Source organism: Lysinibacillus sp. G1-3 (assembly GCF_056322905.1).
In genome coordinates this window covers 28,624-54,231 of the sequence record NZ_JBWHYQ010000013.1, presented here as the reverse complement: position 1 = coordinate 54,231, position 25,608 = coordinate 28,624, and the positions used below count along the sequence as shown (strand labels likewise).

At 38.1% G+C, this 25,608-nt stretch carries 28 protein-coding genes; 27 read left to right on the top strand and 1 reads right to left on the bottom strand.

Features of this window, described 5'->3' with window-relative positions; genetic code table 11:
- Positions 1-15 precede the first annotated feature (15 nt).
- From ACVYAD_RS15160 to ACVYAD_RS15090, 15 genes are all read left to right on the top strand, one after another.
- A complete protein-coding gene (locus ACVYAD_RS15160; RefSeq protein ID WP_476427017.1) occupies positions 16-1,068 on the top strand; it encodes a FecCD family ABC transporter permease in 1,053 nt (350 codons plus the stop codon).
- Positions 1,065-2,099, top strand: a complete 1,035-nt coding sequence (locus tag ACVYAD_RS15155) for a FecCD family ABC transporter permease (RefSeq protein ID WP_476427015.1) — start codon at positions 1,065-1,067, stop codon at positions 2,097-2,099. Before ACVYAD_RS15160 ends, ACVYAD_RS15155 begins: the two co-directional genes overlap by 4 nt.
- 30 nt (positions 2,100-2,129) lie before the next feature.
- A complete protein-coding gene (locus ACVYAD_RS15150; protein WP_476427014.1) occupies positions 2,130-3,119 on the top strand; it encodes an ABC transporter substrate-binding protein in 990 nt (329 codons plus the stop codon).
- Positions 3,100-4,149: an NAD(P)/FAD-dependent oxidoreductase gene (locus ACVYAD_RS15145; protein WP_349660645.1), complete on the top strand. Its 1,050-nt coding sequence runs from the start codon at positions 3,100-3,102 to the stop codon at positions 4,147-4,149. The genes ACVYAD_RS15150 and ACVYAD_RS15145 overlap by 20 nt, the downstream gene beginning before the upstream one ends.
- A 213-nt stretch (positions 4,150-4,362) precedes the next feature.
- Positions 4,363-4,449: a zinc-ribbon domain-containing protein gene (locus ACVYAD_RS15140; RefSeq protein ID WP_432760155.1), complete on the top strand. Its 87-nt coding sequence runs from the start codon at positions 4,363-4,365 to the stop codon at positions 4,447-4,449.
- An 88-nt stretch (positions 4,450-4,537) separates the two neighbouring features.
- Positions 4,538-5,344, top strand: coding sequence for a DUF6574 domain-containing protein (locus ACVYAD_RS15135; protein WP_349660644.1), 807 nt, complete (start codon positions 4,538-4,540; stop codon positions 5,342-5,344).
- A gap of 163 nt (positions 5,345-5,507) precedes the next feature.
- A complete protein-coding gene (rpmE, locus tag ACVYAD_RS15130) occupies positions 5,508-5,711 on the top strand; it encodes a 50S ribosomal protein L31 (RefSeq protein WP_010857976.1) in 204 nt (67 codons plus the stop codon).
- Positions 5,712-5,947: 236 nt separating this feature from the next.
- Positions 5,948-6,520 carry a thymidine kinase gene (locus ACVYAD_RS15125; protein WP_349660643.1) on the top strand — a complete coding sequence of 191 codons (573 nt, stop codon included), beginning with the start codon at positions 5,948-5,950 and terminating at the stop codon, positions 6,518-6,520.
- 192 nt (positions 6,521-6,712) lie between these two features.
- Complete coding sequence (gene prfA / locus ACVYAD_RS15120; RefSeq protein WP_349660642.1) at positions 6,713-7,789, top strand: peptide chain release factor 1; 1,077 nt, start codon at positions 6,713-6,715, stop codon at positions 7,787-7,789.
- Positions 7,776-8,636 (top strand): peptide chain release factor N(5)-glutamine methyltransferase, encoded by an 861-nt coding sequence (gene prmC, locus ACVYAD_RS15115; protein WP_476427012.1) that lies wholly within the window; start codon positions 7,776-7,778, stop codon positions 8,634-8,636. The genes prfA and prmC overlap by 14 nt, the downstream gene beginning before the upstream one ends.
- A gap of 44 nt (positions 8,637-8,680) precedes the next feature.
- Positions 8,681-9,280 (top strand): stage II sporulation protein R, encoded by a 600-nt coding sequence (locus ACVYAD_RS15110; protein ID WP_476427011.1) that lies wholly within the window; start codon positions 8,681-8,683, stop codon positions 9,278-9,280.
- Positions 9,281-9,381: 101 nt separating this feature from the next.
- Positions 9,382-10,416 carry an L-threonylcarbamoyladenylate synthase gene (locus tag ACVYAD_RS15105; RefSeq protein WP_349660639.1) on the top strand — a complete coding sequence of 345 codons (1,035 nt, stop codon included), beginning with the start codon at positions 9,382-9,384 and terminating at the stop codon, positions 10,414-10,416.
- A gap of 258 nt (positions 10,417-10,674) precedes the next feature.
- Positions 10,675-11,172, top strand: a complete 498-nt coding sequence (locus ACVYAD_RS15100) for a manganese efflux pump MntP (RefSeq protein ID WP_349660638.1) — start codon at positions 10,675-10,677, stop codon at positions 11,170-11,172.
- A 23-nt stretch (positions 11,173-11,195) separates the two neighbouring features.
- Positions 11,196-11,636 (top strand): low molecular weight protein arginine phosphatase, encoded by a 441-nt coding sequence (locus tag ACVYAD_RS15095; RefSeq protein ID WP_079559400.1) that lies wholly within the window; start codon positions 11,196-11,198, stop codon positions 11,634-11,636.
- An 8-nt stretch (positions 11,637-11,644) separates the two neighbouring features.
- Entirely contained in the window at positions 11,645-12,928 is a 1,284-nt protein-coding gene (locus ACVYAD_RS15090) for a methyl-accepting chemotaxis protein (protein ID WP_349660636.1), read from the top strand.
- A 28-nt stretch (positions 12,929-12,956) separates the two neighbouring features.
- On the opposite strand, the gene ACVYAD_RS15085 is transcribed toward ACVYAD_RS15090, so the two are convergent.
- On the bottom strand, positions 12,957-13,598 hold the full coding sequence (locus ACVYAD_RS15085) for a hypothetical protein (protein ID WP_476427010.1): 642 nt from the start codon (positions 13,596-13,598) through the stop codon (positions 12,957-12,959).
- 365 nt (positions 13,599-13,963) lie between these two features.
- Between ACVYAD_RS15085 and rpiB the strand changes: the two genes are divergently transcribed.
- The 12 genes from rpiB to atpA all read left to right on the top strand — a co-directional run bounded on the left by rpiB (position 13,964) and on the right by atpA (position 25,588).
- Positions 13,964-14,401 (top strand): ribose 5-phosphate isomerase B, encoded by a 438-nt coding sequence (rpiB, locus tag ACVYAD_RS15080; RefSeq protein ID WP_079559803.1) that lies wholly within the window; start codon positions 13,964-13,966, stop codon positions 14,399-14,401.
- A gap of 102 nt (positions 14,402-14,503) precedes the next feature.
- Entirely contained in the window at positions 14,504-15,046 is a 543-nt protein-coding gene (locus ACVYAD_RS15075) for a TIGR01440 family protein (RefSeq protein ID WP_349660634.1), read from the top strand.
- A gap of 60 nt (positions 15,047-15,106) precedes the next feature.
- Entirely contained in the window at positions 15,107-16,348 is a 1,242-nt protein-coding gene (gene glyA / locus ACVYAD_RS15070; RefSeq protein WP_349660633.1) for a serine hydroxymethyltransferase, read from the top strand.
- A 310-nt stretch (positions 16,349-16,658) separates the two neighbouring features.
- Positions 16,659-18,809, top strand: coding sequence for an EAL domain-containing protein (locus tag ACVYAD_RS15065; RefSeq protein ID WP_476427008.1), 2,151 nt, complete (start codon positions 16,659-16,661; stop codon positions 18,807-18,809).
- A gap of 125 nt (positions 18,810-18,934) precedes the next feature.
- The gene (gene upp / locus ACVYAD_RS15060) at positions 18,935-19,564 is read left to right on the top strand and encodes a uracil phosphoribosyltransferase (RefSeq protein WP_079559406.1); all 630 of its coding nucleotides are present in this window, start codon (positions 18,935-18,937) and stop codon (positions 19,562-19,564) included.
- Positions 19,565-19,770: 206 nt separating this feature from the next.
- Positions 19,771-20,892, top strand: a complete 1,122-nt coding sequence (gene wecB / locus ACVYAD_RS15055) for a non-hydrolyzing UDP-N-acetylglucosamine 2-epimerase (protein ID WP_349660631.1) — start codon at positions 19,771-19,773, stop codon at positions 20,890-20,892.
- Positions 20,893-21,409: 517 nt separating this feature from the next.
- A complete protein-coding gene (locus tag ACVYAD_RS15050) occupies positions 21,410-21,781 on the top strand; it encodes an ATP synthase subunit I (protein WP_476427006.1) in 372 nt (123 codons plus the stop codon).
- A 36-nt stretch (positions 21,782-21,817) separates the two neighbouring features.
- A complete protein-coding gene (gene atpB / locus ACVYAD_RS15045; protein WP_476427004.1) occupies positions 21,818-22,540 on the top strand; it encodes a F0F1 ATP synthase subunit A in 723 nt (240 codons plus the stop codon).
- A gap of 63 nt (positions 22,541-22,603) precedes the next feature.
- Complete coding sequence (atpE, locus tag ACVYAD_RS15040; RefSeq protein ID WP_400936011.1) at positions 22,604-22,819, top strand: F0F1 ATP synthase subunit C; 216 nt, start codon at positions 22,604-22,606, stop codon at positions 22,817-22,819.
- A 177-nt stretch (positions 22,820-22,996) separates the two neighbouring features.
- Complete coding sequence (gene atpF / locus ACVYAD_RS15035; RefSeq protein WP_476427003.1) at positions 22,997-23,518, top strand: F0F1 ATP synthase subunit B; 522 nt, start codon at positions 22,997-22,999, stop codon at positions 23,516-23,518.
- Positions 23,515-24,051: a F0F1 ATP synthase subunit delta gene (locus ACVYAD_RS15030; RefSeq protein ID WP_349660627.1), complete on the top strand. Its 537-nt coding sequence runs from the start codon at positions 23,515-23,517 to the stop codon at positions 24,049-24,051. Before atpF ends, ACVYAD_RS15030 begins: the two co-directional genes overlap by 4 nt.
- 28 nt (positions 24,052-24,079) lie before the next feature.
- Complete coding sequence (gene atpA, locus ACVYAD_RS15025; protein ID WP_323654276.1) at positions 24,080-25,588, top strand: F0F1 ATP synthase subunit alpha; 1,509 nt, start codon at positions 24,080-24,082, stop codon at positions 25,586-25,588.
- The last annotated feature ends 20 nt before the right edge of the window (positions 25,589-25,608 follow it).

Below are 25,608 nucleotides of genomic sequence, written 5' to 3'. Positions count from 1 at the left end.
TTAAGGAGGAAGTGTATGACTACGTCGACAGGAGTAGGAGGGCTTAGAGATTTAGATGAACTACAACAGCGATCTCATCCAGTCCGTGGTGTAGTAGCTTTAATTGTTGGGGTGATAGGGTTAATATTTGCAATCGGTTTGTCTATTTCATTTGGTGCCGCAGATATTTCATTGAGTACTGTATGGACAGCTATTACTCATTTTTCACCGGATGTAACAACACATCAAATTATACATGATATTCGATTACCACGAGTGTTAGGCGCAGGATTAGTAGGTGGATGCTTTGCGGTCGCAGGTGCGATTATGCAAGGCATGACACGCAATCCATTGGCTGACTCTGGATTATTAGGGTTAAATTCTGGTGCCGCGTTTATGCTAGCAATCTGCTTTGCTTTTTTCCCTAATTTATCGTACATGTATATAGTTTTATGGTCATTTGTTGGAGCGGGCTTAGGTGTTGCGATTGTTTATGGCGTAGGTTCGCTATCAAAAGGTGGCCTAACGCCGATGCGATTAGTGTTGGCAGGTGCTGCTGTAAGTGCTCTATTAGGTGCGCTAGGAGAAGGCGTTGCTCTTTATTATCGTATTGGACAAGACTTAGCCTTCTGGTATGCAGGAGGTGTTTCAGGTACAAAGTGGTATCATCTTCAAATATTATCGCCATGGATACTGGCGGCAATGATTGGTGCTCTAATTTTATCACGTTCCATTACATTACTAAGTTTAGGTGAAGAAATTGCCGTAGGACTTGGACAACGTACTACCGTAGTAAAAATATGGGGAATGGTAATTGTTTTAGTGTTGGCAGGAGCAGCAGTATCAGTCGTTGGAGCAGTCGGGTTTGTTGGCTTAATAGTTCCGCATTTTATGAGATACATAGTTGGACACGATTATCGTTGGATTATTTCATGTTCATTAATTTATGGAGCATTACTTGTTGTGTTGGCTGATCTTGTTGCAAGGATGATCAATCCACCTTACGAAACACCAATTGGAGCGCTAATTGCGTTTATCGGAGTTCCATTCTTCCTATATATAGCCCGTAAAGGAGGAAAAGAACTATGAGTAATAGTTTTTTAACAGTAACTCAACAAAAAGCTAAAAAGAAAAACTTCTTAATTCTAGGTACACTAGCTTTACTAATAGTCATCACATTTGTCATTAGTATGAATACAGGGGTTATAAAGCTAACACCAATGGAGGTTATTCGAACACTTTTTGGTCAGGGCGATGCCCAACAGCAACTTATTTTGTTTGAATTTAGGCTGCCTCGTATCGTTATTGCAGTTTTAGTGGGGATGGGCTTAGCAGTTTCCGGGGCTATTTTACAAGGTATTTCTAAAAATGCTCTAGCTGACCCAGGCATTTTGGGTATAAATGCAGGAGCTGGACTTGCAGTTATGCTTTATATTTCATTTTTTCCATCTACTAAAGCAGCACCTGTATTTTTACTGCCGGTGTTAGCATTTGTAGGATCAGGGATGACAGCTGTTTTAATTTATATACTTTCTTATCGACGTCATGAAGGAATTACCCCAATGCGCTTAATATTATCAGGGATTGCAGTAGCTGCGGGTATTAGCTCAGCGATGATTGTGCTGACGCTGCGTTTAACTCCTGAAAATTATCAATTCGTTGCAACGTGGCTAGCGGGGAGTATTTGGGGATCAAATTGGAGATTCGTATTATCTTTATTGCCATGGTTACTAATTTTACTACCATTTGTGTATTCAAAATCCCGCGTTTTGAACGTGATAAATTTAGGAGAAATAACAGCAGTCGGTTTGGGAGCTTCTATTGAAAGGGAGCGTCGCTGGCTACTTGCAGCATCTGTAGGATTAGCTGGGGCAAGTGTGTCAGTAAGTGGGGGGATTGGATTTGTTGGATTAATTGCTCCACATTTGGCACGTCAGCTCGTTGGGGCTAAACATCAGTTTTTACTGCCTGCTGCCGCACTCTTAGGTGGATTATTAGTTTTAATGGCCGATACAATCGGTCGCTTAATCTTAGAGCCATCAGAAATTCCAGCCGGGATTGTAGTAGCAGTTTTAGGAGCACCCTATTTCTTATATTTATTAGCGCGTTTAAAGGAATAAAAGGGAGTATTTCAATTTCGGAGGAGTGGAATGATGAAAAAACGAACTATATTTTTAATTATAGTAGCACTTATGCTTGTAGGATGTAGTAGCAATGATGAGACATCGATGAACGGTGATCCTAAAGCAGAGACAGAAGCAACGACGAAAAAGATATCCACTATTAATGGAGAAATTGAAATTCCTACAAAAGTTGAGCGACTTGTAGTGGATGCATATTTGCCAACTTCATTACTATTAGGGGTAAAGCCAGTAGGTGCGACACAACGAGATTTAGATAATGTCCACATTCAAGACCAAATTGATGATATAGAAAATACAGGGGAAAGTGCAGTTGAATCTATTTTAGCTTTGAAGCCAGATTTAATTATTACAGCTGAAGCGGATGCAGAATCGTATGAAAAGCTATCCAAAATAGCACCGACTGTTGTATTGCCCTATGAAACTTACCGTAGTGTGGAAGAAGAAGTAAAAGGGCTCGCTGAAATTTTAGGAAAACAAGCTGAAGGAGAAGCTTGGCTGAAAATGTTTGCAGAGAAAGTCTCAGAAAATCGTGAAAAGTTAGCAGAAGTTTTAGATCCAAATGAAACGTATTCAATTTTTGGGGCATACAGCAAAGACTTTTATTTATACGGTGATGGTATTTATCGTGGTGGGCAAGCAATTTATAAGCAATTGCAACTAAAAGCACCCGAAAGTACTCAAAAGGAATTAATTGAAACTGGGGAAACGTACAAGCAAGTCTCTTATGAAGTATTACCTGAATATGCGGGAGATTATATTTTCTTGGATGAATCGAATGGTGCCGAGTTAAACAGAGAAGATTCTTTGTGGAAGTCAATGGATGCAGTGAAAAATAACAATGTATTTTATTTAGATGCAGAAAGATTTTGGGCGTTTGACCCGATTGCTGTACTTGCCCAAGTAGAAGAAGTGACAAATATGCTGTTAGAAAAGAAAAAGAGTGAAAAAATAAAAGATGAAATGAGGAATGCCGAATATGACGATAGAAATGTATGATGTAACGATTGTTGGTGGGGGACCCGCAGGCCTTTATACATCTTTTTATAGTGGGATGCGCGACTTAAAGACAAAAATTATAGAATATAGCTCTCAGCTTGGTGGTCGAATGTTAATTTATCCTGAAAAGATGATCTGGGATGTTGGTGCTGTAACACCAATATTAGGTGGACAGCTAATTGAACAACTAGTTGAACAGGCAAAAACATTTGATCCAACGATAGTATTAAATCAAAAAGTTGAAAAATTAGAAAAGCAGAGTGATGGTACATTTATGTTAACGTCCTCAACAGGCGAGAAACACTATTCGAAAACGGTCATTTTAGCAGTTGGATATGGTGTACTTTCTATGCAAAAGCTCGATATAGCTGGAGTAGATCGCTATGAGGTGACAAATTTATATTACACAGTACAGGAATTAGAAATTTTCCGTAATAAGCATGTTTTAATTTCTGGTGGTGGTAATTCTGCTGTGGATTGGGCAAATGAGCTAGAGCCAATTGCTGCTAGTGTAACAATTGTTCATCGACGTGATGAATTTGGTGGTCATGAAAAAAATGTTATAAAAATGCGCGAATCCTCTATATCTATAAAAACACCTTATGAAGTGGTGCAATTGCATGGTGATGGTGATTTAATACAGTCCGTGTCAATTGCCAATAAAGAAACAGACGAAGTCGAACAATTAGAAGTGGACGCAGTCATCGTTAATCATGGCTTAAAATGTGATTATGGCGCACTTGAAGAGTGGGGTTTAAATATTCAAGACGGAGTAGCTATTGTCAACGAAAAGCGTGAAACAAATATAGAAGGGGTTTATGGTGCAGGAGATTTTGTAGATCATCCTTCTAAGGTAAGATTAATAGCGGGTGCATTTACGGATGGTATTTTAGCGTTGAATAGTGCAAAGCTTTATTTAGAGCCAGATGCACCAAAAGTGGCGTACGTGTCTTCCCACAATATTCGATTCAAAGAACGAAATAAAAAAATAGGATTAGTGGATAATGACTATCGTGAAGTACGAGGTTAACTATAAAAAATCACCATCGACTAGCATTAATTAGATGGTGATTTTTTTACGACAACGTGAATTAAACTGAAGTTATTCCGATAAAATGAGATTTTGTTCCGATAAATCTCCAAAGTATTCATCTAAGGTTGAATAAATTAGTAAACAAATCTATTATTTTGCAATTTTTCGTTGTATAATTTTGTTATAATATATAGGTAATGGGTATTATTAGTGGAATTTTGCACAAATTGCGGGGAGCAAAATAGTGAGGAAGTATTGTTTTGTACATACTGTAGTAAAGTTGCAATCGAGCTATAAAGAAGGTTCCACTAGTTATGAACATAAAAAAGAAATATGTCTTTTCGTCTTACAAACGAAAAAGACAAAATGTTAATGAGGTGTACATATGAAAAACTGTTTAGCATGTGGTCATGCGCAGGATGACGGAAGATTTTGTGGGAAATGTGGAGCTCCGATTGAAAATGCTGCACAAGAACGAGCAGCAACAACGCATAGCATGAGTGATGAACAACCACACTCACAATATACGCAGACTGCTCAGAATACTACGCAAAGTAATGAGCAAATTGAATTAATTAAAAAGCAATCTAAATTATACGTTAATTATTTTGTAGAACAATTAAAAATGCCATCCGCAAATTTTAATGTAGAAGCTACTTGGAAAAATAGTATTATAAGTATGATTATCTATGTTGTATTAACAGCAATATCAGTATTCACATTAATAAAACAATTCTTTTCAGGAGGGTTTGGTTTCTTTGAAAGCATTGCTCCATCCTTCATTCAAGTATTTTTTTACATGTCGTTATTCATTTCTTTACTAATAGTAATAAGTATCTTTGCTATATTTTTAACGGCAAAACTATTTTCTGAAAGTCTAAGTTTTACAAATGTTATTAGTAAAATAGGAAATTATTATACACTACCTATAGCTATTATGGTTTTAAGTATTTTATTAGGATTGTTGAAATCATTCTCGTATTCAACAACGATGATATACATTGGATTTGCGTTAGCTATTGGTATTATCCCTATGTTTGTCATGATTAAGTTGTTAAGTAATAAATCTAAAAACATTGATAGTTTTTATGGTTTTATTTTCTATTTAGTAGTAACAGTTATTTTATCTTCGATAGTTTTCTCATTTATGATAGACTCTGCAGTCGGAGAAGTGTTTAAATTTTTTAAATAACTAATCATTGATACATTCAAAACTATTGTCAAATGTATATTTCATATGGTAATATTGCAAAGTATGTAACGTGTACATATGTAGCCGACATATTCGGGCTATGTAAGGTACAGTTCGATAATACTCTGTTCCAGATGGTTCAGGGCGAGAGGAGAAAACGAATATGAAACAAGGAATTCATCCAGATTACAAAGAAGCAACAGTAACTTGCTCTTGTGGTAATACTTTCAAAACTGGTTCAGTAAAAGAAAACATCGTTGTCGAGTTCTGCAACGACTGTCACCCATTCTATACTGGCCGTCAAAAATTCGCGTCTGCTGATGGTCGCGTGGATCGTTTCAACAAAAAATACGGTCTTAAAAACTAATGTTAGTTTAATACCTGCCAAGCATGTGCTTGGCAGGTATTTTTTTCAGTATAATCAATTATGCCTCGGCATAATTGCGTCAGGAATCGGCTTTGTGCTTGCACAAAGAACGCCTTTAATCCGCATTCACCTCGCCCCGACAGTGGTGGGAAACAACTACTGAAAGAAGTTAAAGAAATACGTTGATGCGAGTCTTTTCAGTATCCAGCTCGACATGAAGAAAGGGAGAAGACAAAATGGCACAGCTATATTTTAAACACGGTGCAATGAACAGTGGTAAATCCATAGAAATTTTAAAAGTTGCGCATAACTATGAAGAACAACAAAAACCTGTAATGATGTTTACACCAGGCATAGATACGCGAGATGAAGTAGGCTTTATCTCAAGTCGAGTAGGCTTACGTCAACAAGCCATTCCTGTTAATGATGATACAAATATTTTTGAGCTAGTAAAAAACAATGCTGTAAAACCATACTGTGTACTTGTTGATGAAGTACAATTTCTAAAAAAAGAACATGTTTTGCAGTTAGCATATATCGTAGATGAGTTAGATATTCCAGTTATGGGCTTCGGTCTAAAAAACGATTTCCAAAATGAGCTTTTTGAAGGCAGTCAGTATATGCTTACATATGCAGATAAAATTGAGGAAATGAAAACGATTTGCTGGTTCTGTCATAAAAAAGCGACAATGAATTTACGTGTTGATGAAAGTCGAAAGCCTGTTTATACAGGTGATCAAATTCAAATTGGCGGGAATGATTCATACTATCCGGTGTGTCGTAAATGCCACGCGAATCCGCCGCTATAAGGCAAAATGCTCCAGTTGATAGAACGAAGAAAAAGTAGCATACATGCGAAGATTTCCTTATACTAAGTAGTGGAAATAATAAATGTTTATAAAAAAATTTTACGCGCTTAGCGAGATTCTAATGTAGAGTTTTTCTTTTTGGCGACAGTTAACAGAGCAAACTTTATAAAAAACTAAATAGAGGTGAAATCCATGTTCGATCGATTACAAGCAGTAGAGGATCGTTACGAAAGGTTAACAGAGCTTTTAAGTGATCCCGATATTGTAAATGATAGTAAAAAATTACGTGAATATTCTAAAGAACAATCAGATATCCAGGAAACTGTAGATGCATATCGTGAATATAAAAGTGTAAAAGAGCAATTAGCTGATACTCGTGAGATGCTAGATAATGAAAAAGATCCTGATATGCATGAAATGGTGAAAGAAGAATTCAACCTTCTAAAAGAACAGCAAGAAGAGTTAGAAGACCGTTTACGTATTCTATTAATTCCAAAAGATCCTAATGATAATAAAAACGTTATTATGGAGATTCGTGGGGCAGCTGGTGGAGACGAAGCGAATATTTTCGCGGGCGATTTATTCCGTATGTATTCTCGTTATGCGGAGACACAAGGCTGGAAAATTGACATAATGGAAGCGACGCCAAACCCAATGGGCGGCTATAAAGAAGTTATATTTATGATTAACGGTCAAGGTGCATATTCAAAATTCAAATTTGAAAATGGCGCACACCGTGTACAACGTGTACCAGCAACAGAATCTCAAGGGCGTATCCATACATCGACAGCGACAGTAGCTTGCTTACCTGAAGTTGAAGAAGTAGATGTGGATATCCATGAGAAAGATATCCGAGTAGATACATTTGCATCTTCTGGTGCCGGTGGTCAATCGGTAAATACAACGATGTCAGCTGTGCGTATGACCCACTTACCAACAGGTGTTGTTGTATCGATGCAGGACGAACGATCACAAATTAAAAACCGTGAAAAGGCAATGAAAATTCTGCGTGCTCGTGTTGCTGATATGTATTTGCAAGAAGCACAAAAGGAAATCGATGCTACACGTAAATCAGCTGTAGGTTCAGGCGATCGCTCTGAGCGTATTCGCACATACAATTATCCACAAAACCGAGTTACAGACCACCGTATTGGTTTAACGATTCAAAAACTAGATCAAATCGTCGAAGGTAGACTAGACGAAATCATTGATACGCTCATTTTAGAAGAGCAAGCATCGAAGTTAGAGCGATTAAATGATGACCTATAATAATGTAATGGAGGCCCTTCAATGGGCTTCTTCTTTTTTAGTGGATAATGGTCGTGAGGAAACAGCGGCACGTATTGTCATGCAGCATATACTTGGCACTAGCTATTCAGAAGTAATGTTACACCTTCAAGACGCATTAACAGCTGAACACCAAGAGAAATTTAAAGAACTTATCGAAGAGCATGCGAGTGGACGACCTGTACAGTATTGCATCGGTAGTGAAGAATTTTATGGCCGTTCATTTATTGTCGATGAGTCAGTACTTATTCCTAGACCGGAGACGGAGGAATTAGTACTTGGAACGATTAATCGTATGAACAAAATATTTGAAAACCAAAGCTTGAAGCTTGCGGATATCGGTACCGGTAGTGGTGCAATTGCTCTTTCTATGAAGTTAGAATGTCCAGAGCTGACAGTCGTAGCCACTGATTTATCTGAGGCTGCTTTATCTACGGCGCAAAAAAATGCACAAAGCTTGGCGGCGGATATTGATTTTCGACTAGGGGATTTAACGAAACCTCTGTCAGGTGAGAAATTTGATATCGTTTTATCGAACCCGCCGTATATTGCTTTTGATGAAGCAAAAGAGATGTCAAATACTGTGCTAGAGCATGAACCACATAGTGCTCTTTTTGCAGAAGAAGACGGACTCATTTTATATAGAAAATTGGCTGAACAGCTTCCACCCCTTATGAATAAACCAGCCCTCATTGGTCTTGAAATCGGATATACACAAGGGGAGCAGGTCGCTCAATTCTTTAAAAATAGTTTTCCGCAGGCTACAGTTTCGATAGAAAAAGATATAAACGGTAAGCCCCGAATGATTTTTTGTGAAATTCATGTATAAAGTATCTACTTCTTGCCCACAATGTGGAGCAAGGAGGGATTTTTATGTTAAACGAATACAAGATTATTAGATTACCAAAACAAAATATCTTTTTAGCTTTTGCAAGATTAGTAGTCATTGCGATTTCTTTACAATTATGTATTATATATATTCCATCATTAGTAGGTTTTGCGAAAGAAGCTAGCAATCAAGAGCAAGAAAATGATTTTCGTATACGCGTGATTGCAAATAGCAATACGACACAAGATCAGCTTGAAAAGGAACAGCTTGTCCAAAATTTAAAGCCGTATTTTAAGCAAGTAGTTGCAAGTGCTGGAGCTAAAACTGTGGATAACGAGCAAATTATTTTATTGAAACAGGAAATTGAAGCGGAAATCAAAAAGAATTATCCACAGCTTCATACACAGGTTGTAATTGGGGATAACTTATTTCCACCGAAGAGACATAACGCAGTACTTTATCCACAAAATTTATATCAATCGATTGTTGTGAAAATCGGTGATGCACGTGGTGATAACTGGTGGTGTAGCATATTCCCCTCAATTTGTGAGCCCGATAAAGATGAACAAAAAGAAGAAATAAAAGAAGAAAAGGAACCAGTTACATTTTTTATATGGGAATGGATTAAAGGTTTTTTTGAATGAATTGTTAACAAATTCAGATAACTTATGCACAATTTTTAATAAGTTATAAACATTATGTGGATAATTCAGTAAAAATGAATAATTGAAGGAAGGTTTTAATTATGGAAACCGTTTGCAAAATTGTGGATAGAAATGTGAATAGTCAGACAAATTATGCACAGGCTGTGGATATCTTAAATGCAGGCGAGGTCGTAGCATTTCCAACAGAAACGGTTTATGGGCTTGGAGCTATTGCAACAATTGATACAGCAGTCAAAAAGATATTTGAAGCAAAAGGTCGTCCTTCAGACAATCCGCTAATTGTCCACATTGGCACGAAAGAGGAAGTTGAACTCTATATCGAGCATATTTCAGAAGTAGCAAAAAAATGCATGGATTTATTTTGGCCAGGTCCACTGACGCTTGTCATGCCTGTAAAGCCAAATGTGTTGGCAGACAGTGTGACAGCTGGTCTTACTACTGTCGGCATCCGTATGCCAGATCATCCAGTTGCACTCGACTTACTGCAACAATTAAAAAAGCCACTTGCTGCGCCAAGTGCTAATCGTAGTGGGAAGCCGAGTCCTACAGAAGCTGTACATGTTCAAGATGATTTGGAAGGGTACATACCTTATATTTTAGATGGAGGTACTACTGGGATCGGGCTCGAATCCACAGTGTTAGACGTTACACACGAACCTCCAGTAATTTTGCGTCCAGGCGGAATTACAAAAGAAATGTTAGAGGCTAAAATCGGTCCAGTACTTCAACCTTCAAAAACAGAGCAGACATTAGAGACTACTCCGAAAGCCCCTGGTATGAAATATACACACTATGCACCTAACGCCCCTGTGCTATTAATTGATTGTGATTTGAAAAAAGTTCATGAGGCTGTACATCAATTACAAAAACAAGGACATAAAGTAGCGTTACTTGCACCAGCTAGTTTTGTTGACAGCAAGGCTGATTATTATTTCTCAGTAGGAGAAGCTGGTAGTAAAGAAGAAATGGGTGCGGCATTGTATCATGCCCTAAGAGCTTGCGATAAAACAGCGGCTACAATAATTCTAGCGACTACTACATCGACTGAAGGAGTAGGGGCTGCAATTATGAATCGACTTGAGAAAGCAGCTGGCGGGAAATGGTATACTTCGTAAATAAACTACCTAGAAAATAGTATGTTAGAGGTAACTCTGGCATACTATTTTTTTGTATCAATCAGTGGGGGTATCTACTTAGACTTTTGTACTTGAGCTGTAGTTGTGCAAGTATAGCGAGTTTTTACCATAGTGGAAGCTGATTGTTTTTTTTGATAGAGTGACTTTTAGCACCATATTGTAAGGAAATTGTATTATGATATTACTGTATTTTCGAGCATAAAATGATAAAATATTAGAGAGCGAAGGAGTGCTTTCTTGCAGGGAATTCTTGCGGGTATAATAACGTCTGTAGATGTGATTGGCTTATATGTATTACTGCCAAATGTTAAGTATCGATTTTTTTTATCAGTATGGACAGCTGCGTTGCATATGCTTTTCCCGCTATTAGGCTTCGAATTAGGAAGCTATTTAATGCGTTTCCTCTTAGAATGGGGACAATGGATATCAAGTATTTTATTATTTTGTATGGGCATACATTTGCTATTATTTTCGCGGAAAGATGAAAAAGTTACAATTTCACCAATACTTTTAGCCGTGACTGCAAGCCTAGATACCTTTTCAGTAAGTGTTTCATTTGGTATGCTAAACTTAGAGAAAATGGTATTTATTATAAGTGCGGGTGTCAGTGCACTTATTTGCTCTTATGGGTCATTAGTCATTGCGCGTAAAAGTCAGACGTTACTTGGCAATAAATTTCAAATCATAACAGGAATTTTTTTCATTATTATGGGTTTCCTAGCTATCCGGCAATAGAAAATCAGTGGAGGGTGATAAGTATGAAAATACTATTTGTTTGCACCGGGAATACTTGTCGCAGTCCTATGGCAGAGGTTATTTTAAAACATAAACAATTGGACAATGTAGAAGTTCGTTCGGCGGGCATTTATGCGATGCCAAATGCAGAAATGTCTGCACATGCACAACAAGTATTATATGAAGCAAATATGACGCATCAGCATTTAGCAACACAATTATCAATAACTGAAATGGAGTGGGCTGATCTAATTTTAACAATGACAACAGCTCATAAAGATACAATTATTGCTAATTTCCCAAATGCTGAACAAAAAGTTTTTACTTTAAAAGAATATACAAGCGAAGTTAGTGGCGGAAATGTTGTAGATCCTTACGGTGGTAGTATAGGAATTTATAAAGAAACATTTGCAGAATTAACAACATTAGTAGAACGATTAGTAAAAAAAATTGAAGAGAATTGAGGGTCGCTATGAAAAAGCAGTTTGGTTTACGATTTAAACTAGTATTATTTGTTAGTTTTCTTGCACTAATCACTTACAGTATTAGTTTTATATTTATCGAATATTTACAACCTACCTTTTTCCCAGAAATCAATCGTAAACTGTTTGAAATTTTTACTTATGTGTCAGGGATAGTATGGTCAGGCATTTTGGCTGCAATTTTCAGTGTAATCTTAATTAAACCTTTACAACAGCTCGAAAATTCAGCTTCTCGAGTAGCGGAAGGAAAAATTGGACAGGATGTAGAAATGCCGAAAACAAGTGATGAAATTCGTTCTGTCGCAGAGGCATTCCAACAAATGGTGTTAAACTTAAGAGGAATGGTGGAAAGCATAGATAGTAACTTCCAGCAAACTAATCAATCAATTATCCAACTATCTGATGAAGCTGCTATTGCAACAAAAAAAGCAGAGAATATTGCTTCTACAGTAAAGCATATTTCTTCTGGTGCAGAGACATCAGCAACGGCAGTCCAAGATACAGCCGAAGCAATTGAAGATGTACGAGCCCTAGCTACAGAAGTCAATAGTAGAGCAGAAGCATCAGCAACGCAATCCAAAGAGATTCTACATAATTTAACGACAACAACAAATGCAATCGAAACGTTAGTAAATAGTATTCAACAAATTGCAGCTGGCAATAATGAGGCATTAGAAAGCATTCATCTTCTAGAGGAAAACGCTGGTCAGGTAGAACGCATCATTAGCCTAGTTGGCGATATTGCAGCACAAACAAATTTACTAGCGTTAAATGCTTCTATTGAGGCAGCGCGTGCTGGAGAACATGGAAAAGGGTTTGCTGTTGTAGCAGAAGAAGTTCGTGGCTTAGCGGATGAAAGTGCGAAAGCAGTACAAGGCATTACAACTCTTATTCAATCAATGCAACAAAACGTTGAGGTTGTAGTCAAACAAATGAATCAGCAAGTGGCATTTGCGACAAAAGAAGCTGCTCGCGTATCAGAGACGACAACAGCCGTAGAAGGCATGTCTTCAAGCGTACACGAAATGGCAACAGCCATTGTAGAAATTTCTTCATTAATCGAACAACAAATGCACAACATCGAAACAACTGCCCATCAATCCCAAGAAGTGGCAGCCATCGCAGAAGAAACGTCAGCCAGCGCACAAGAAGTCCGCAGCGCAGCAGAAGAACAAGCATACGCCATTGAGCAAGTAGAAAAACTAGCAGAAGGCCTAAAGAAACAATCAGAAGAACTACACAAAATGATTCAACAATTCGATAGACAAGCCTAAATGCGAAGATAATAGACTGTAGATAAACTCAGATGAGGTTTGAGTTTGCTACAGTTTTTTTGTTGGGGTGAGGGGATTGTGTGTGGTGGCTTTTGGAGAGGAGAGTGATGGAATGAAGAGCGGTGTTGACGGATAGAATAGCGGGAGCGAAGGATAGTCGGTCAAGCGACGGAAGATTGGCAGTACCGACGGAAAGAACAGCCGAAACGACGGATAAAGAGAGGAGAGCGACGGAAAGAAGAGCAGCACCGACGGAAAGAAAGCGGAAGCGACGGATAAAGAGAGAAGAGCGACGGAAAGAAAAGCGTGATCGAAGGATAGTCGGCCAAGCGACGGATAGAACGGCGGAAGCGACGGATAAAGAGAGGAGAGCGACGGAAAGCAAAGCGTGATCGAAGGATAGTCGGTCAAGCGACGGAAAGAAGAGCAGCACCGACGGATAGAACGGCGGAAGCGACGGATAAAGAGAGGAGAGCGCCGGAGCATGATCGAAGGATAGTCGGCCAAGCGACGGAAAGAAGAGAAGTACCGACGGAAAGAACAGAGGAAGCGCCGGATAGAACAGCAAAATCTGGATAGAAAGTCGAAAATCGTGGATAGAACCGCCAAAAAGGTGGATAGAAAGCCGAAAGCGCGGATAAAACCGTCGAAACGTCAGATAAAGCTTCAACCTAAAAAGAATTCACCCCCAGCACACCCCGCCGCACCCACATCTACTCACCGAACCATTCTGCACCATCAAATACTGGTAATACATAGAAAAAATACTGATATAGTATGTCCACTGTAATTGAAAAAGGAAACAAACTTTAGAAGATAGAATATTACAACAAAATGCCGTTATCCGAATTTATCAACATGATATTCACAATATCCACAGAAAAACAGTCCTGAAAGTGAATGATTTTATAAATGTTTACAAGAAATGTTCGTCTTTCAGGAGAAATCAGCATAAAAATGCAAGAAAAATCATGTTATTCTTGGGAAAGAAGTGGTACACTAGTGTTGACTATAATTTCGAAAAGAGGGAACCCAGTGAGAATAGCAATTTCTTCTGATCACGGAGGCAATAACTTACGTCGTGAGATTATGCAGCTGTTAGATGAGTTAAATATCAGCTACGAAGATTTTGGTCCACAATCTGCGGATTCAGTAGACTATCCTGATTATGCAAAACCAGTTACTGAAGGTGTTGCTAGCGGGGAATTTGATAAAGGTATTTTAATTTGTGGTACAGGCATTGGTATGTCTATTGCTGCAAATAAAATTAAGGGGATTCGTTGTGCTTTAGTACATGATTTATTTAGTGCAAAAGCAACTCGTTGCCACAACGATTCAAATGTTTTAGCAATGGGTGAGCGTGTTATTGGGCCAGGCCTTGCACGTGAAATCGCTAAAGTATGGCTTGAAACAGATTTTGAAGGTGGTCGTCATACGCGACGCGTTGAAAAAATCGCTGAACTTGAGCAATAAAAAGCAGTTAAGTTTGTTAACATTTGTCCTACGCTAGAAAGTTCTTCAAAGAGCTTTTTAGCTGTGGGATATAAATAATTTAGAAATAAGGGGCTGAGCATAGTGGTTGTACAACAAATACGAACACATTTGACTCAGTTACTCAGTGAATTTGAAGAGCAGGTAACCCTAAGACCGAATACTATTTTTGTCGTAGGTTGCTCGACATCTGAAGTGATTGGTCAGAAAATTGGCACAGCAGGCGCGCTTGAAATTGGAGAGGCGATTTTTGAGCCGTTGCAGGCATTTGCCAAGAAACATCAACTACATCTAGCGTTCCAAGGTTGTGAGCATATTAATCGTGCTATTACTATGGAAGAAACAACGGCAGAACGTTTTGGTTATGAACCGGTAACAGTTGTACCAGTTCGTACTGCGGGTGGCTCGATGTCCGCTTATGCGTTTACGCAATTTACAAATCCAGTTGTAGTGGAAGCTGTGCAAGCAAATGCAGGTATTGATATTGGTCAAACTCTTATTGGTATGCATTTAAAGGCAGTAGCTGTTCCGGTTCGTACTTCTGTGCGAATGGTAGGAGAAGCGGTTGTGACAATAGCAACAACGCGTCCGAAGCTGATTGGCGGAGAGCGTGCAGTGTATAAATAAAATTACCTTTGAAAACAGTGGTATACAAATAACGATTATACTTAGGAGGCTTTTTTAAACATGGCATACGAAAAATTAGCAGTACAAGACAAAGCAGTATTAGACGGAATTCTTGCGGAAAAAAAACGTCAACAAGCAAATATTGAGTTAATCGCATCAGAAAACTTTGTATCAGAAGCAGTAATGGAAGCACAAGGTTCTGTTCTAACAAATAAATATGCTGAAGGTTATCCAGGTAAACGCTACTATGGCGGTTGTGAACACGTAGATGTTGTGGAAGATATCGCACGTGATCGTGTGAAAGAAATTTTTGGTGCAGAATATGCAAACGTACAACCACACTCTGGTGCACAAGCAAACATGGCTGTATACCACACAATTTTAGAACCAGGAGATACAGTACTTGGGATGAACCTATCTCATGGCGGCCACTTAACACACGGATCGCCTGTAAACTTCTCAGGTATTCTATATAATTTCGTTGAATATGGCGTAACAAAAGATACTCAAGTAATCGATTATGAAGATGTACGCCAAAAAGCATTAGAGCATAAGCCAAAACTAATTGTGGCGGGTGCTTCTGCATACCCACGTGAAATCGATTTTGCTAAATTCCGTGAAATTGCTGATGAAGTAGGAGCATATTTCATGGTGGATATGGCACATATCGCAGGTCTTGTAGCTACTGGTGAGCACCAATCACCAGTGCCATACGCTGATTTTGTGACATCTACAACACATAAAACATTACGTGGCCCACGTGGTGGTTTAATCCTTGCTTCGAAAGAATGGGAGCAAAAGCTAAACAAATCTGTATTCCCAGGTATCCAAGGTGGACCATTAATGCACGTAATCGCTGCAAAAGCTGTTGCATTCGGTGAAGCGTTACAACCAGAATTCAAAGAGTATGCAAAACAACTTAAAGCGAATGCTAAAGCTTTAGCAGAAGTATTAATGGCAGAAGGCGTTGAAATTGTATCAGGCGGTACGGACAACCACTTACTACTTCTTAATGTGAAATCTCTTGGCTTAACAGGAAAAGTAGCAGAGCACGCACTTGATGAAGTAGGGATTACAACAAATAAAAATACAATTCCTTACGATACAGAATCTCCATTCGTAACTTCTGGTATCCGTATTGGTACACCAGCAGTAACATCTCGTGGCTTCAATGAGGAAGACATGAAAGAAGTTGGGGCAATTATTGCTACAGTTCTTAAAAATCCAGAGGATGAAGCAGTTAAAACTGAAGCGAAAGCTCGCGTAATAGCTTTAACGGACAAACATCCATTATACGCATAATTTAATAGAAGATAAGGCTGTGGTTAAAGTGTACTTTGCACTTTAATCACAGCTTTTTTTATTGGCACTGCTGCGAGCTACTCTCGCGGACGCCTGCGGAATGGAACTCGACAAAATGTTTCGAGGATAAGTTATTTTTCTGGAATGGAAATAAAATACTTTTATTTTTGAATTTATTTACATAAACTTAGTATAAAAGGATATAGTATAGAAGAGTGAGACAGATAATGTCCTTGTAAAAAAAGGATTTTTTATAAAAGTGACAATTTATTGAATTTTTATGTACAATGTAAGAGGGAGGAGGGGCTGTATGGTTACTAAAACGATGTCCATAGAAAATGAAATATTATTAAATACAATTCGTAGGTTAGGGGATCATTCTAAAGAAAGCTACGTTATTTTTGATGCGACAAATAATCATTGCGTATTGGAATGTAATGATTCTTTTTGTACGCTGACAAATACTACACGTTCGCAAATAATAAATAGCGATTATTTTGCATTGTTGTCAAACGAAGAACAGACAACTGTTGAAAAGATTAAACAAAAAATACATAGTGGAGTTTTGGTACAAGCAAAATTGCACCATAGTTGCTTCGATAAACCTCTTTTTTGGGCAGAGGTACAAGCACTCCCATTTCAAAATAATAAAGATGAAACATTATTTGTTTTAGTACTTGTGAAGGATGTTACGTACGATCACAACGTAGAGTTTTTAATGCGCCTTGAGAATGGTATGTACGAAGCGATTGAAAAGGACAATTCCTTTGATAAAAAGATGAGCATTGTTTGCAGTAGTTTAGATGAATTTTTTATGCCGAATATATCAAGTATGGTACTTGTCAAAACGGAGGCAAATCAATTACAGATTTATAGAGGGAACGATAAAATAAAAGGTTTACCCGATTGTTGTGAAAATAATGATTTTTTTAAGAGTGTTATGCAAGGGGAGACGTTCATTCTAGTGAAAAATTTGGATGATATTGATATTCCGATAGAATACAAAAGGTTTGCCAATTCATCTAAAAAGTCATTTGGGTGGTTTATGCCAATATACAATCAACAACAGCAAGCAATTGGATTGTTTGCAATATTGTTAGAGCAACATGGTGATGAAAAGAAGTTTTTTGAATTTATGTTTCGAAAAATCGGTGCTCTTGTTGCGTTGGCATATTCGTATGCAAAAACACAAAAAAAGATATGGGATTTAGCCTATGTCGATATCACAACGGGGCTACCGAATCGACACGGTTTTTTAAATAAGGTAGAAAAAGAATGTAGTCAAAAAGGTAACATCAAAATCTTAAAGCCAAGCGAATTCCATCATATTGTCGAGTTATATGGACGTGAAGCGGGAGACGAGCTGTTAAGACAAATTGCCAAACGTTTAAATGAAGAGAAGTATGAGCGTAACGAATATATTGCTAGATTTACAAGCTCTAGTTTAATCATGTCCAATGCAACAGCTGATGAAGATTTCTTCTATTATGAAAGGCGCATTAAAGAGATTATTCGTCAGCCTTTTATTATAGGTGGTAAGAACATTTATATTACGCTAAAAACGGGTATTGCTTTATATAACGATGAGATCAAAATGGCTGATGCAATTCGCTTTGCAGATAATGCTGTATCCTTTGCTGCCAATAAACCGGGTACTCATACGGAAATATTTACGCAAGAAAGAAATGATGTACTTGAGCAGCAAATGACCGTGTTAAACCATTTGGCACAGGCATTAAAAAATAAAGAGATCTCAGTGAATTTGCAGCCAAAGGTTGATTTACGAACAGGTGAAATTCATAGTATTGAAGCGCTTGCTCGCTGGATTTCTCCAAAACTAGGTTTCGTGTCACCGGCAATCTTTATTCCAGTAGCAGAAGGTGCAGGAAAGGTACGCGAAATCGATGTTCAAATATTAGAGTTGGTTCTTTCATGGTTAGCAAAGCGAAAGACATTAGGGAAAAAATTAGTGAAGGTGGCAGTCAATATTTCGCCGGATCATTTTTATTATGCTAATTTTGTACAGGATACATTGGGGCTCGTTCGGAAATATGATATTGATCCGAAATATATCATTTTAGAGGTGACGGAAAATATTGGCCTAGTTGATTTTCAGACAGCTTTTTTTATTATCCAGGAATTAAAGGGCTACGGCTTTAAAACTTCGGTGGACGACTTTGGCACAGGCTTTTCATCTTTAAGTTATTTACAAAGACTGCCATTTACTGAATTGAAAATAGATCGTAGCTTCATTAATGCTATTGATGATGGTGCGACACTCGCTATTGTCCGATCTATTATTCAATTAGCATTAAACCTAGGAATGACTTCGGTTGCTGAAGGTATTGAAAACAAAGAGCAAGTTGAGATTTTACGCGCATTAGGCTGTACAGTAGGACAAGGATATTTTTATTACAAACCAATGACAATAGAACAAGTAGATACAATACTTGATAAATAATCGCTAGCATATGTAGGAAACATTCTTGAAAAGGAGTTGGCCCAAATTTATTTTTGAGACGACTCCTTTTTTCTGTTATACTAGTTGAGATAAAAATGAATCCGAACGGTTAGGAGAGAATCCCTTTGAGCAAAGTATACGTATTTGATCATCCACTAATCCAACACAAGTTAACTTATATTCGTGATAAGAATACAGGAACTAAAGAATTTCGTGAGCTAGTAGACGAAGTGGCAACATTAATGGCATTCGAAATTACACGTGAGATGCCAGTAGAAGAAATTGAAATTGAGACACCGGTTACTGTTGCTAAGACAAAAGTACTTTCTGGTAAGAAACTTGCGATTGTTCCGATTTTACGTGCAGGTATTGGCATGGTAGATGGCGTATTAAATCTAATTCCAGCTGCTAAAGTTGGTCATATCGGTCTTTATCGTGATCCAGAAACGTTAAAACCTGTAGAATACTATGCAAAACTTCCAGCAGATGTAGAAGAACGTGATTTCATCATTGTAGACCCAATGCTTGCAACTGGTGGATCAGCAGTGGAAGCGATCAACTCACTGAAAAAACGTGGTGCGAAAAGCATTAAATTCATGTGCTTAATCGCTGCGCCAGAGGGTGTAAAAGAAATTCAAAAACATCATCCAGATGTAGATATTTATATTGCTGCACTTGATGAAAAATTAAATGACCATGGCTACATTGTCCCAGGTCTAGGTGATGCAGGCGACCGCCTATTCGGTACAAAATAATACTGAACACTTTTTTGATAATTTCGTTCAGTATGTAATTTTTAGGAAACTTATAACTATAGAGAGCGTCCTTCATTATTGAAGGACGTTTCATAGTATGTTAGGCGAATTACTTCTATTAAAGTTCGATCTTGCCACAAATGACGCAGATCAATGGAAGTAAAGCACTTTTCATACAAATATAACAAAGGACGGTGCAAATCGTTTTGATGAAAAAATGGAAAGTAATGACGATTTTCGGTACGAGACCAGAGGCTATTAAAATGGCCCCACTAGTATTGGAATTACAAAAGCATCCTGAGCAAATAGAATCGATTGTGACGGTAACAGCCCAACATCGCCAAATGCTCGATCAAGTTTTAGAAACATTTAAAATTACACCTGATTACGATTTGAATATTATGAAGGATCGTCAAACATTAATTGACGTGACGACGAATGCTTTACAAGGCTTAGACAAAGTCATGAAAGAAGCAAAACCGGATATTGTTTTAGTACATGGTGATACAGCAACGACTTTCATTGCAAGTCTAGCTGCATTTTATAACCAAATTGCTATCGGACATGTGGAAGCGGGTCTTCGAACTTGGAATAAGTATTCACCATACCCAGAGGAAATGAATCGCCAGTTAACAGGCGTTATGGCTGATCTTCATTTCGCACCGACAGAAGTATCAAAGAAAAACCTTTTAGATGAAAATAAAAACCCTGATACTATCTATGTCACTGGTAACACAGCAATCGACGCATTAGCTACAACAGTAAGTGAACATTACACACATCCTGTCTTAGACAAAATAGGCACAGACCGTATGATTTTATTAACAGCACATCGTCGTGAAAATCTAGGTGAACCTATGCGTCATATGTTCAGAGCGATAACAAGAATTTTAGCAGAGCATGACGATGTACAAGTAGTTTACCCAGTTCATATGAATCCAGCTGTACGAGAAATAGCGAATGAAATTTTAGGAGATCATAAGCGTGTTCATTTAATTGAACCTCTTGAAGTCTTTGATTTCCATAACTTTGCGGCTAATTCTTATATGATTTTAACGGATTCTGGTGGTGTCCAAGAGGAAGCACCTTCATTAGGTAAACCAGTTCTAGTACTAAGAGATACAACGGAGCGCCCAGAAGGTATTGCAGCAGGGACTCTAAAGCTAGCAGGAACGGAAGAAGATACTATCTATTCTCTAGCTAAACAATTAATAGAAGATACAAATGCTTATGAAGCTATGTCAAAAGCGTCAAATCCTTATGGAGATGGACATGCTTCAGAGTATATTGTGAAGGCTCTTTTGGATTTTTTACAAAAAAGCAAGTAATATCCCTTTTCAGAAATGAAAAATGAGTCTAATGTACTAATTGCGGTAGGCGGGCTAATTTGCGAGCATATATGTGTCGCAAATTAGCTTTTTTTTGCATAAACGTTGACTGTGTTTTTGAAACTATGAATTTCCATACACAAATTTGTCAACAATTTGTCAAGACTATAGTGGCTGTGAAGTTTTTCTACTTTACTAATTGACTTCAAATATCTCCTATTGTATGCTTACAAAGGGTAAGAATGATAAGGGTTTCTATTCGTAAATAGAGGTTGAAACACTTGTTACATCAAGTTTCTACTAAATTGACAGTTCAAACCAAAAGCTGTCGATTTGCAACGTTTTGTGCGTTTCGGGGTGTAAGATTTTTTTGGGATTTACACCTGTAATTTCAAAATGACGCTCTCCCGTTACTATTCCGCTGTGAGTAGTGTTTTTCACTGCTCTTTTCTGATTTCACATAGTGGTCAGCAAATGTTTCTTTACTCGAAAAAATGATTCAGGAGATTATAAACCAATGCTAGATTTGCATCACATTTTTGCTATGCAGAAGAGAGCGTTATTTTTTTTGCTCGCACTCTGTGCATTAGGCTGGGGATTTACGCCCTATCAGACGTTTTTTGCGGGCATCGCAATCGGTGCATTATTTGGTACGTATAATTTTTGGATTTTAGTTCGCCGTATGGAGAAGTTTGATCGATCCATTAGTGAAGGGAAGAAAATAGGCTCACTTGGTACAATGCTCCGCTTTGGGTCAGGTGTAGCGGCAGTCGCTCTAGCCATTTCGTTGCCAAACTATTTTCACTTAATTAGCACGGTCATAGGGCTAATGATTCCGTACCTTTTTCTCTTTGTCGAGAGAATTGTGTCCCGTGTAAGGAACCGCTAATGTGCTTTAAATTAGAAAGAGAGGTGAAAAATAACAATGAATCATGAAGCTCCATTGAAAGTAGTTGATTTCGGTCTTTTTAAACTAACATTCAACCTTTCAACTGTAATGATGTTACTAGTTGCAGCTGTAATCGTTTTCTTAATCGCATTTATCTCAACTAGAAGCCTAAAGTTAAAACCTACAGGTATGCAAAACTTTATGGAATGGATTATGGATTTCGTAAAGAACATCATCAAAAGCAACATGGACTGGAAAACTGGTGGACGATTCCATATTTTGGGTATCACGTTAATTATGTTTATCGCTGTATCTAACTTATTAGGTCTTCCATTCTCTATCGTCTATGATCACCAACTTTGGTGGAAATCACCTACAGCTGATCCAACTGTTACAATGACGCTTGCAGCAATGATTTTAGCCTTAACACATTTCTATGGTATTAAAATGAAGGGGACAGGCCATTATGTTGGTACATTCTTCAAACCAATGTCATTCATGTTCCCGCTAAAAATCGTTGAAGAGTTTGCGAACACTTTAACATTAGGTCTTCGTCTTTACGGTAACATTTATGCAGGTGAGATTTTACTTGGCTTAATCGCAAGTTTAGCTGTTACGGGTCCAATTGGATTCATCGGAGCAATTGTTCCAATGATGGCATGGCAAGGTTTCTCTATTTTCATCGGCTTTATCCAAGCCTTTATCTTCACAATGTTAACAATGGTTTACATGGCTCATAAAGTGAGCGATGACCATTAATATAAAGCATAATTTTTATGCTTAAACAAAAAAAACAAACAATTCCAAGGAGGAAATTTTCAAATGGGTTTATTAGCAGCAGCAATCGCAATCGGTCTAGGTGCACTTGGTGCAGGTATCGGTAACGGTCTTATCGTTTCAAAAACAGTAGAAGGTATCGCACGTCAACCAGAAGCTCGTGGCGTTCTTCAAACTACAATGTTCATCGGGGTAGCATTAGTTGAAGCCCTACCAATCATCGCAGTAGTAATCGCATTCATTGTAATGAACAAACAATAATTCAGTTTTACACTGAATTCTAGTGGCGAAGCAGAAATCTCTAGATGAAACTTCGCCCTTCATTTTGGAACTGATAAAAGCTATGTGTAAATATAGCTTTTTAAAATAGGTAGTTTTTCAAGTAATTAATTAATTTATTATGTTGAAGTCAAAGCTCTTGAAGGGAGTGAAACAATCGTGTTTTTAGATAATCTTGTACTAGGCAGCGCTAGTGCCGGTTTCAACGGTGGTGACATCGCAGCAACATTAATCATTTTCTTATTGTTAATGTTCTTACTTAAAAAGTTCGCTTGGGGTCCACTTATGGGCATCATGCAACAACGTGAAGAATTAGTAGCTAGTGAAATCGAAGCAGCTGAAAAAGCTCGCAAAGATTCTCACCAATATTTAGAAGAACAAAAGAGCCTTCTTAAAGAAGCTCGTACGGAAGCACAATCGATTGTTGAGGGCGCTAAGAAGCAAGGCGAAATGCAAAAAGAAGAAATTCTTACTGCAGCTCGCAATGAAGCAAACCGCTTAAAAGAATCGGCTTTACGTGAAATTGAGTCTGAAAAAGAAAAAGCTATTGCAGCTGTACGTGATGAAGTCGTTTCATTATCTGTACTTGCAGCATCTAAAGTCCTTAGCAAAGAGATTTCTGAGGCAGACAACCGTGCTCTAATTGAAGAGACGATTGCGAAGGCAGGGGAAGCTCGATGAGTAATTCAACTGTAGCAAAACGTTACGCACAAGCGCTATTTGAATTAGCGCAACAAAAAAACATTCTTGCTGAAGTTGGAGCAGACTTAAACGAGCTAACAAAAGTAGTCAAAGAATCTCCTGATTTTTTAACACTTTTAAATGCTCCTAAGTTCTCTATCGAACGTAAGAAACAAATGGTAGCTGAAATCTTTGCAGGTGCATCTCCAGAGGTTTTACACACAGTTCAACTACTTGTTGAGAAAAAACGTGTAAACGAAGTGAAGCTTATTGCGAACGCATATGCTGAGCTTGCTGCACAGGCACAAGGTTCTGCAGATGCAACAGTATTCTCTACTCGTGCACTTTCTGCTGAAGAAAGCGCTAATATTTCTACAACATTTGCGAAACTTGTAGGGAAACAAACATTAAACATTACAAACGAAATTGATCCATCACTTCTTGGTGGTATTCGTGTTCAAATCGGTAATCATATTTATGATAGCTCAGTAGCGAACAAGCTTGAGCGCTTAAAACGTGAATTAATCGGTTAATAATTTAGAAATGTGAGAGGTGACATACATGGGCATCAAGGCTGAAGAAATCAGCAGTCTGATTAAACAACAGATTGAGAATTATGAATCTGAACTTAAAGTAAGCGAAGTTGGTACAGTTATCCGTATTGGTGACGGTATCGCACTTGCTCATGGCCTCGACAACGCCATGGCTGGAGAGCTTTTAGAGTTCTCTAACGGTGTTATGGGTATGGCTCAAAACCTAGAAGAAGGTAACGTTGGTATCGTAATCTTAGGTCCATATGCTGACATCAAAGAAGGCGATGAAGTTCGTCGTACAGGTCGTATCATGGAAGTACCAGTTGGTGAAGAACTAATTGGCCGTGTTGTAAACCCACTTGGTCAACCAGTGGATGGACAAGGTCCAATCAACACAACAAAATCTCGTCCAATCGAAAGCCCAGCTTTCGGTGTAATGGCTCGTAAATCAGTACACGAACCACTACAAACTGGTATCAAAGCGATTGACGCTTTAGTACCAATCGGTCGTGGTCAACGTGAGTTAATCATCGGTGACCGTCAAACTGGTAAAACATCAGTAGCAATCGATACAATCTTAAACCAAAACGGTGAAAACATGATTTGTATCTACGTTGCTATCGGTCAAAAAGAATCAACTGTACGTGGTGTAGTTGAAACGTTACGTAAGCACGGTGCATTAGATTATACAATCGTTGTAACTGCTGCTGCGTCTCAACCAGCTCCATTACTTTACTTAGCACCATTTGCTGGTGTTTCTATGGCAGAAGAATTCATGTTACAAGGTAAGCACGTTTTAATCGTGTATGATGATCTTTCTAAACAAGCATCAGCTTACCGTGAACTTTCACTTCTTCTACGCCGTCCTCCAGGTCGTGAAGCATACCCTGGTGATGTTTTCTACTTACACAGCCGCTTACTTGAACGTGCTGCGAAGTTAAATGAAACATATCAAAATGGTTCTATTACAGCTCTTCCATTCGTTGAGACACAAGCTGGGGATATCTCTGCATACATCCCAACTAACGTAATCTCAATTACTGATGGACAAATTTTCTTACAATCTGACTTATTCAACTCAGGTGTACGTCCAGCGATTAACGCCGGTCTTTCTGTATCACGTGTAGGTGGATCTGCTCAAATTAAAGCGATGAAAAAAGTTGCGGGTACACTACGTCTTGACTTAGCTGCATTCCGTGAGCTTGAATCATTTGCTCAATTCGGTTCAGATTTAGATAAAATCACACTTGCTAAACTTGAGCGTGGTAAACGTACGGTTGAAGTTCTTAAACAAGACCTAAACAAACCACTTAAAGTTGAAAAACAAGTTGCCATCCTTTATGCATTAACTAAAGGTCACTTAGATGATATTCCAGTACAAGATATCGTTCGCTTTGAAAATGAATTCTTAAGCTGGTTAGAATCAAACCACACAAACGTTTTAGATCACGTTCGTACTACAAAAGAGCTTGCTCCTGATGCGGATTACGTTGAAGCAATCAATGCATTCAAAAAAACTTTCGCTAAATCAGAATAAGTTCGAGCAGTCACTTGATT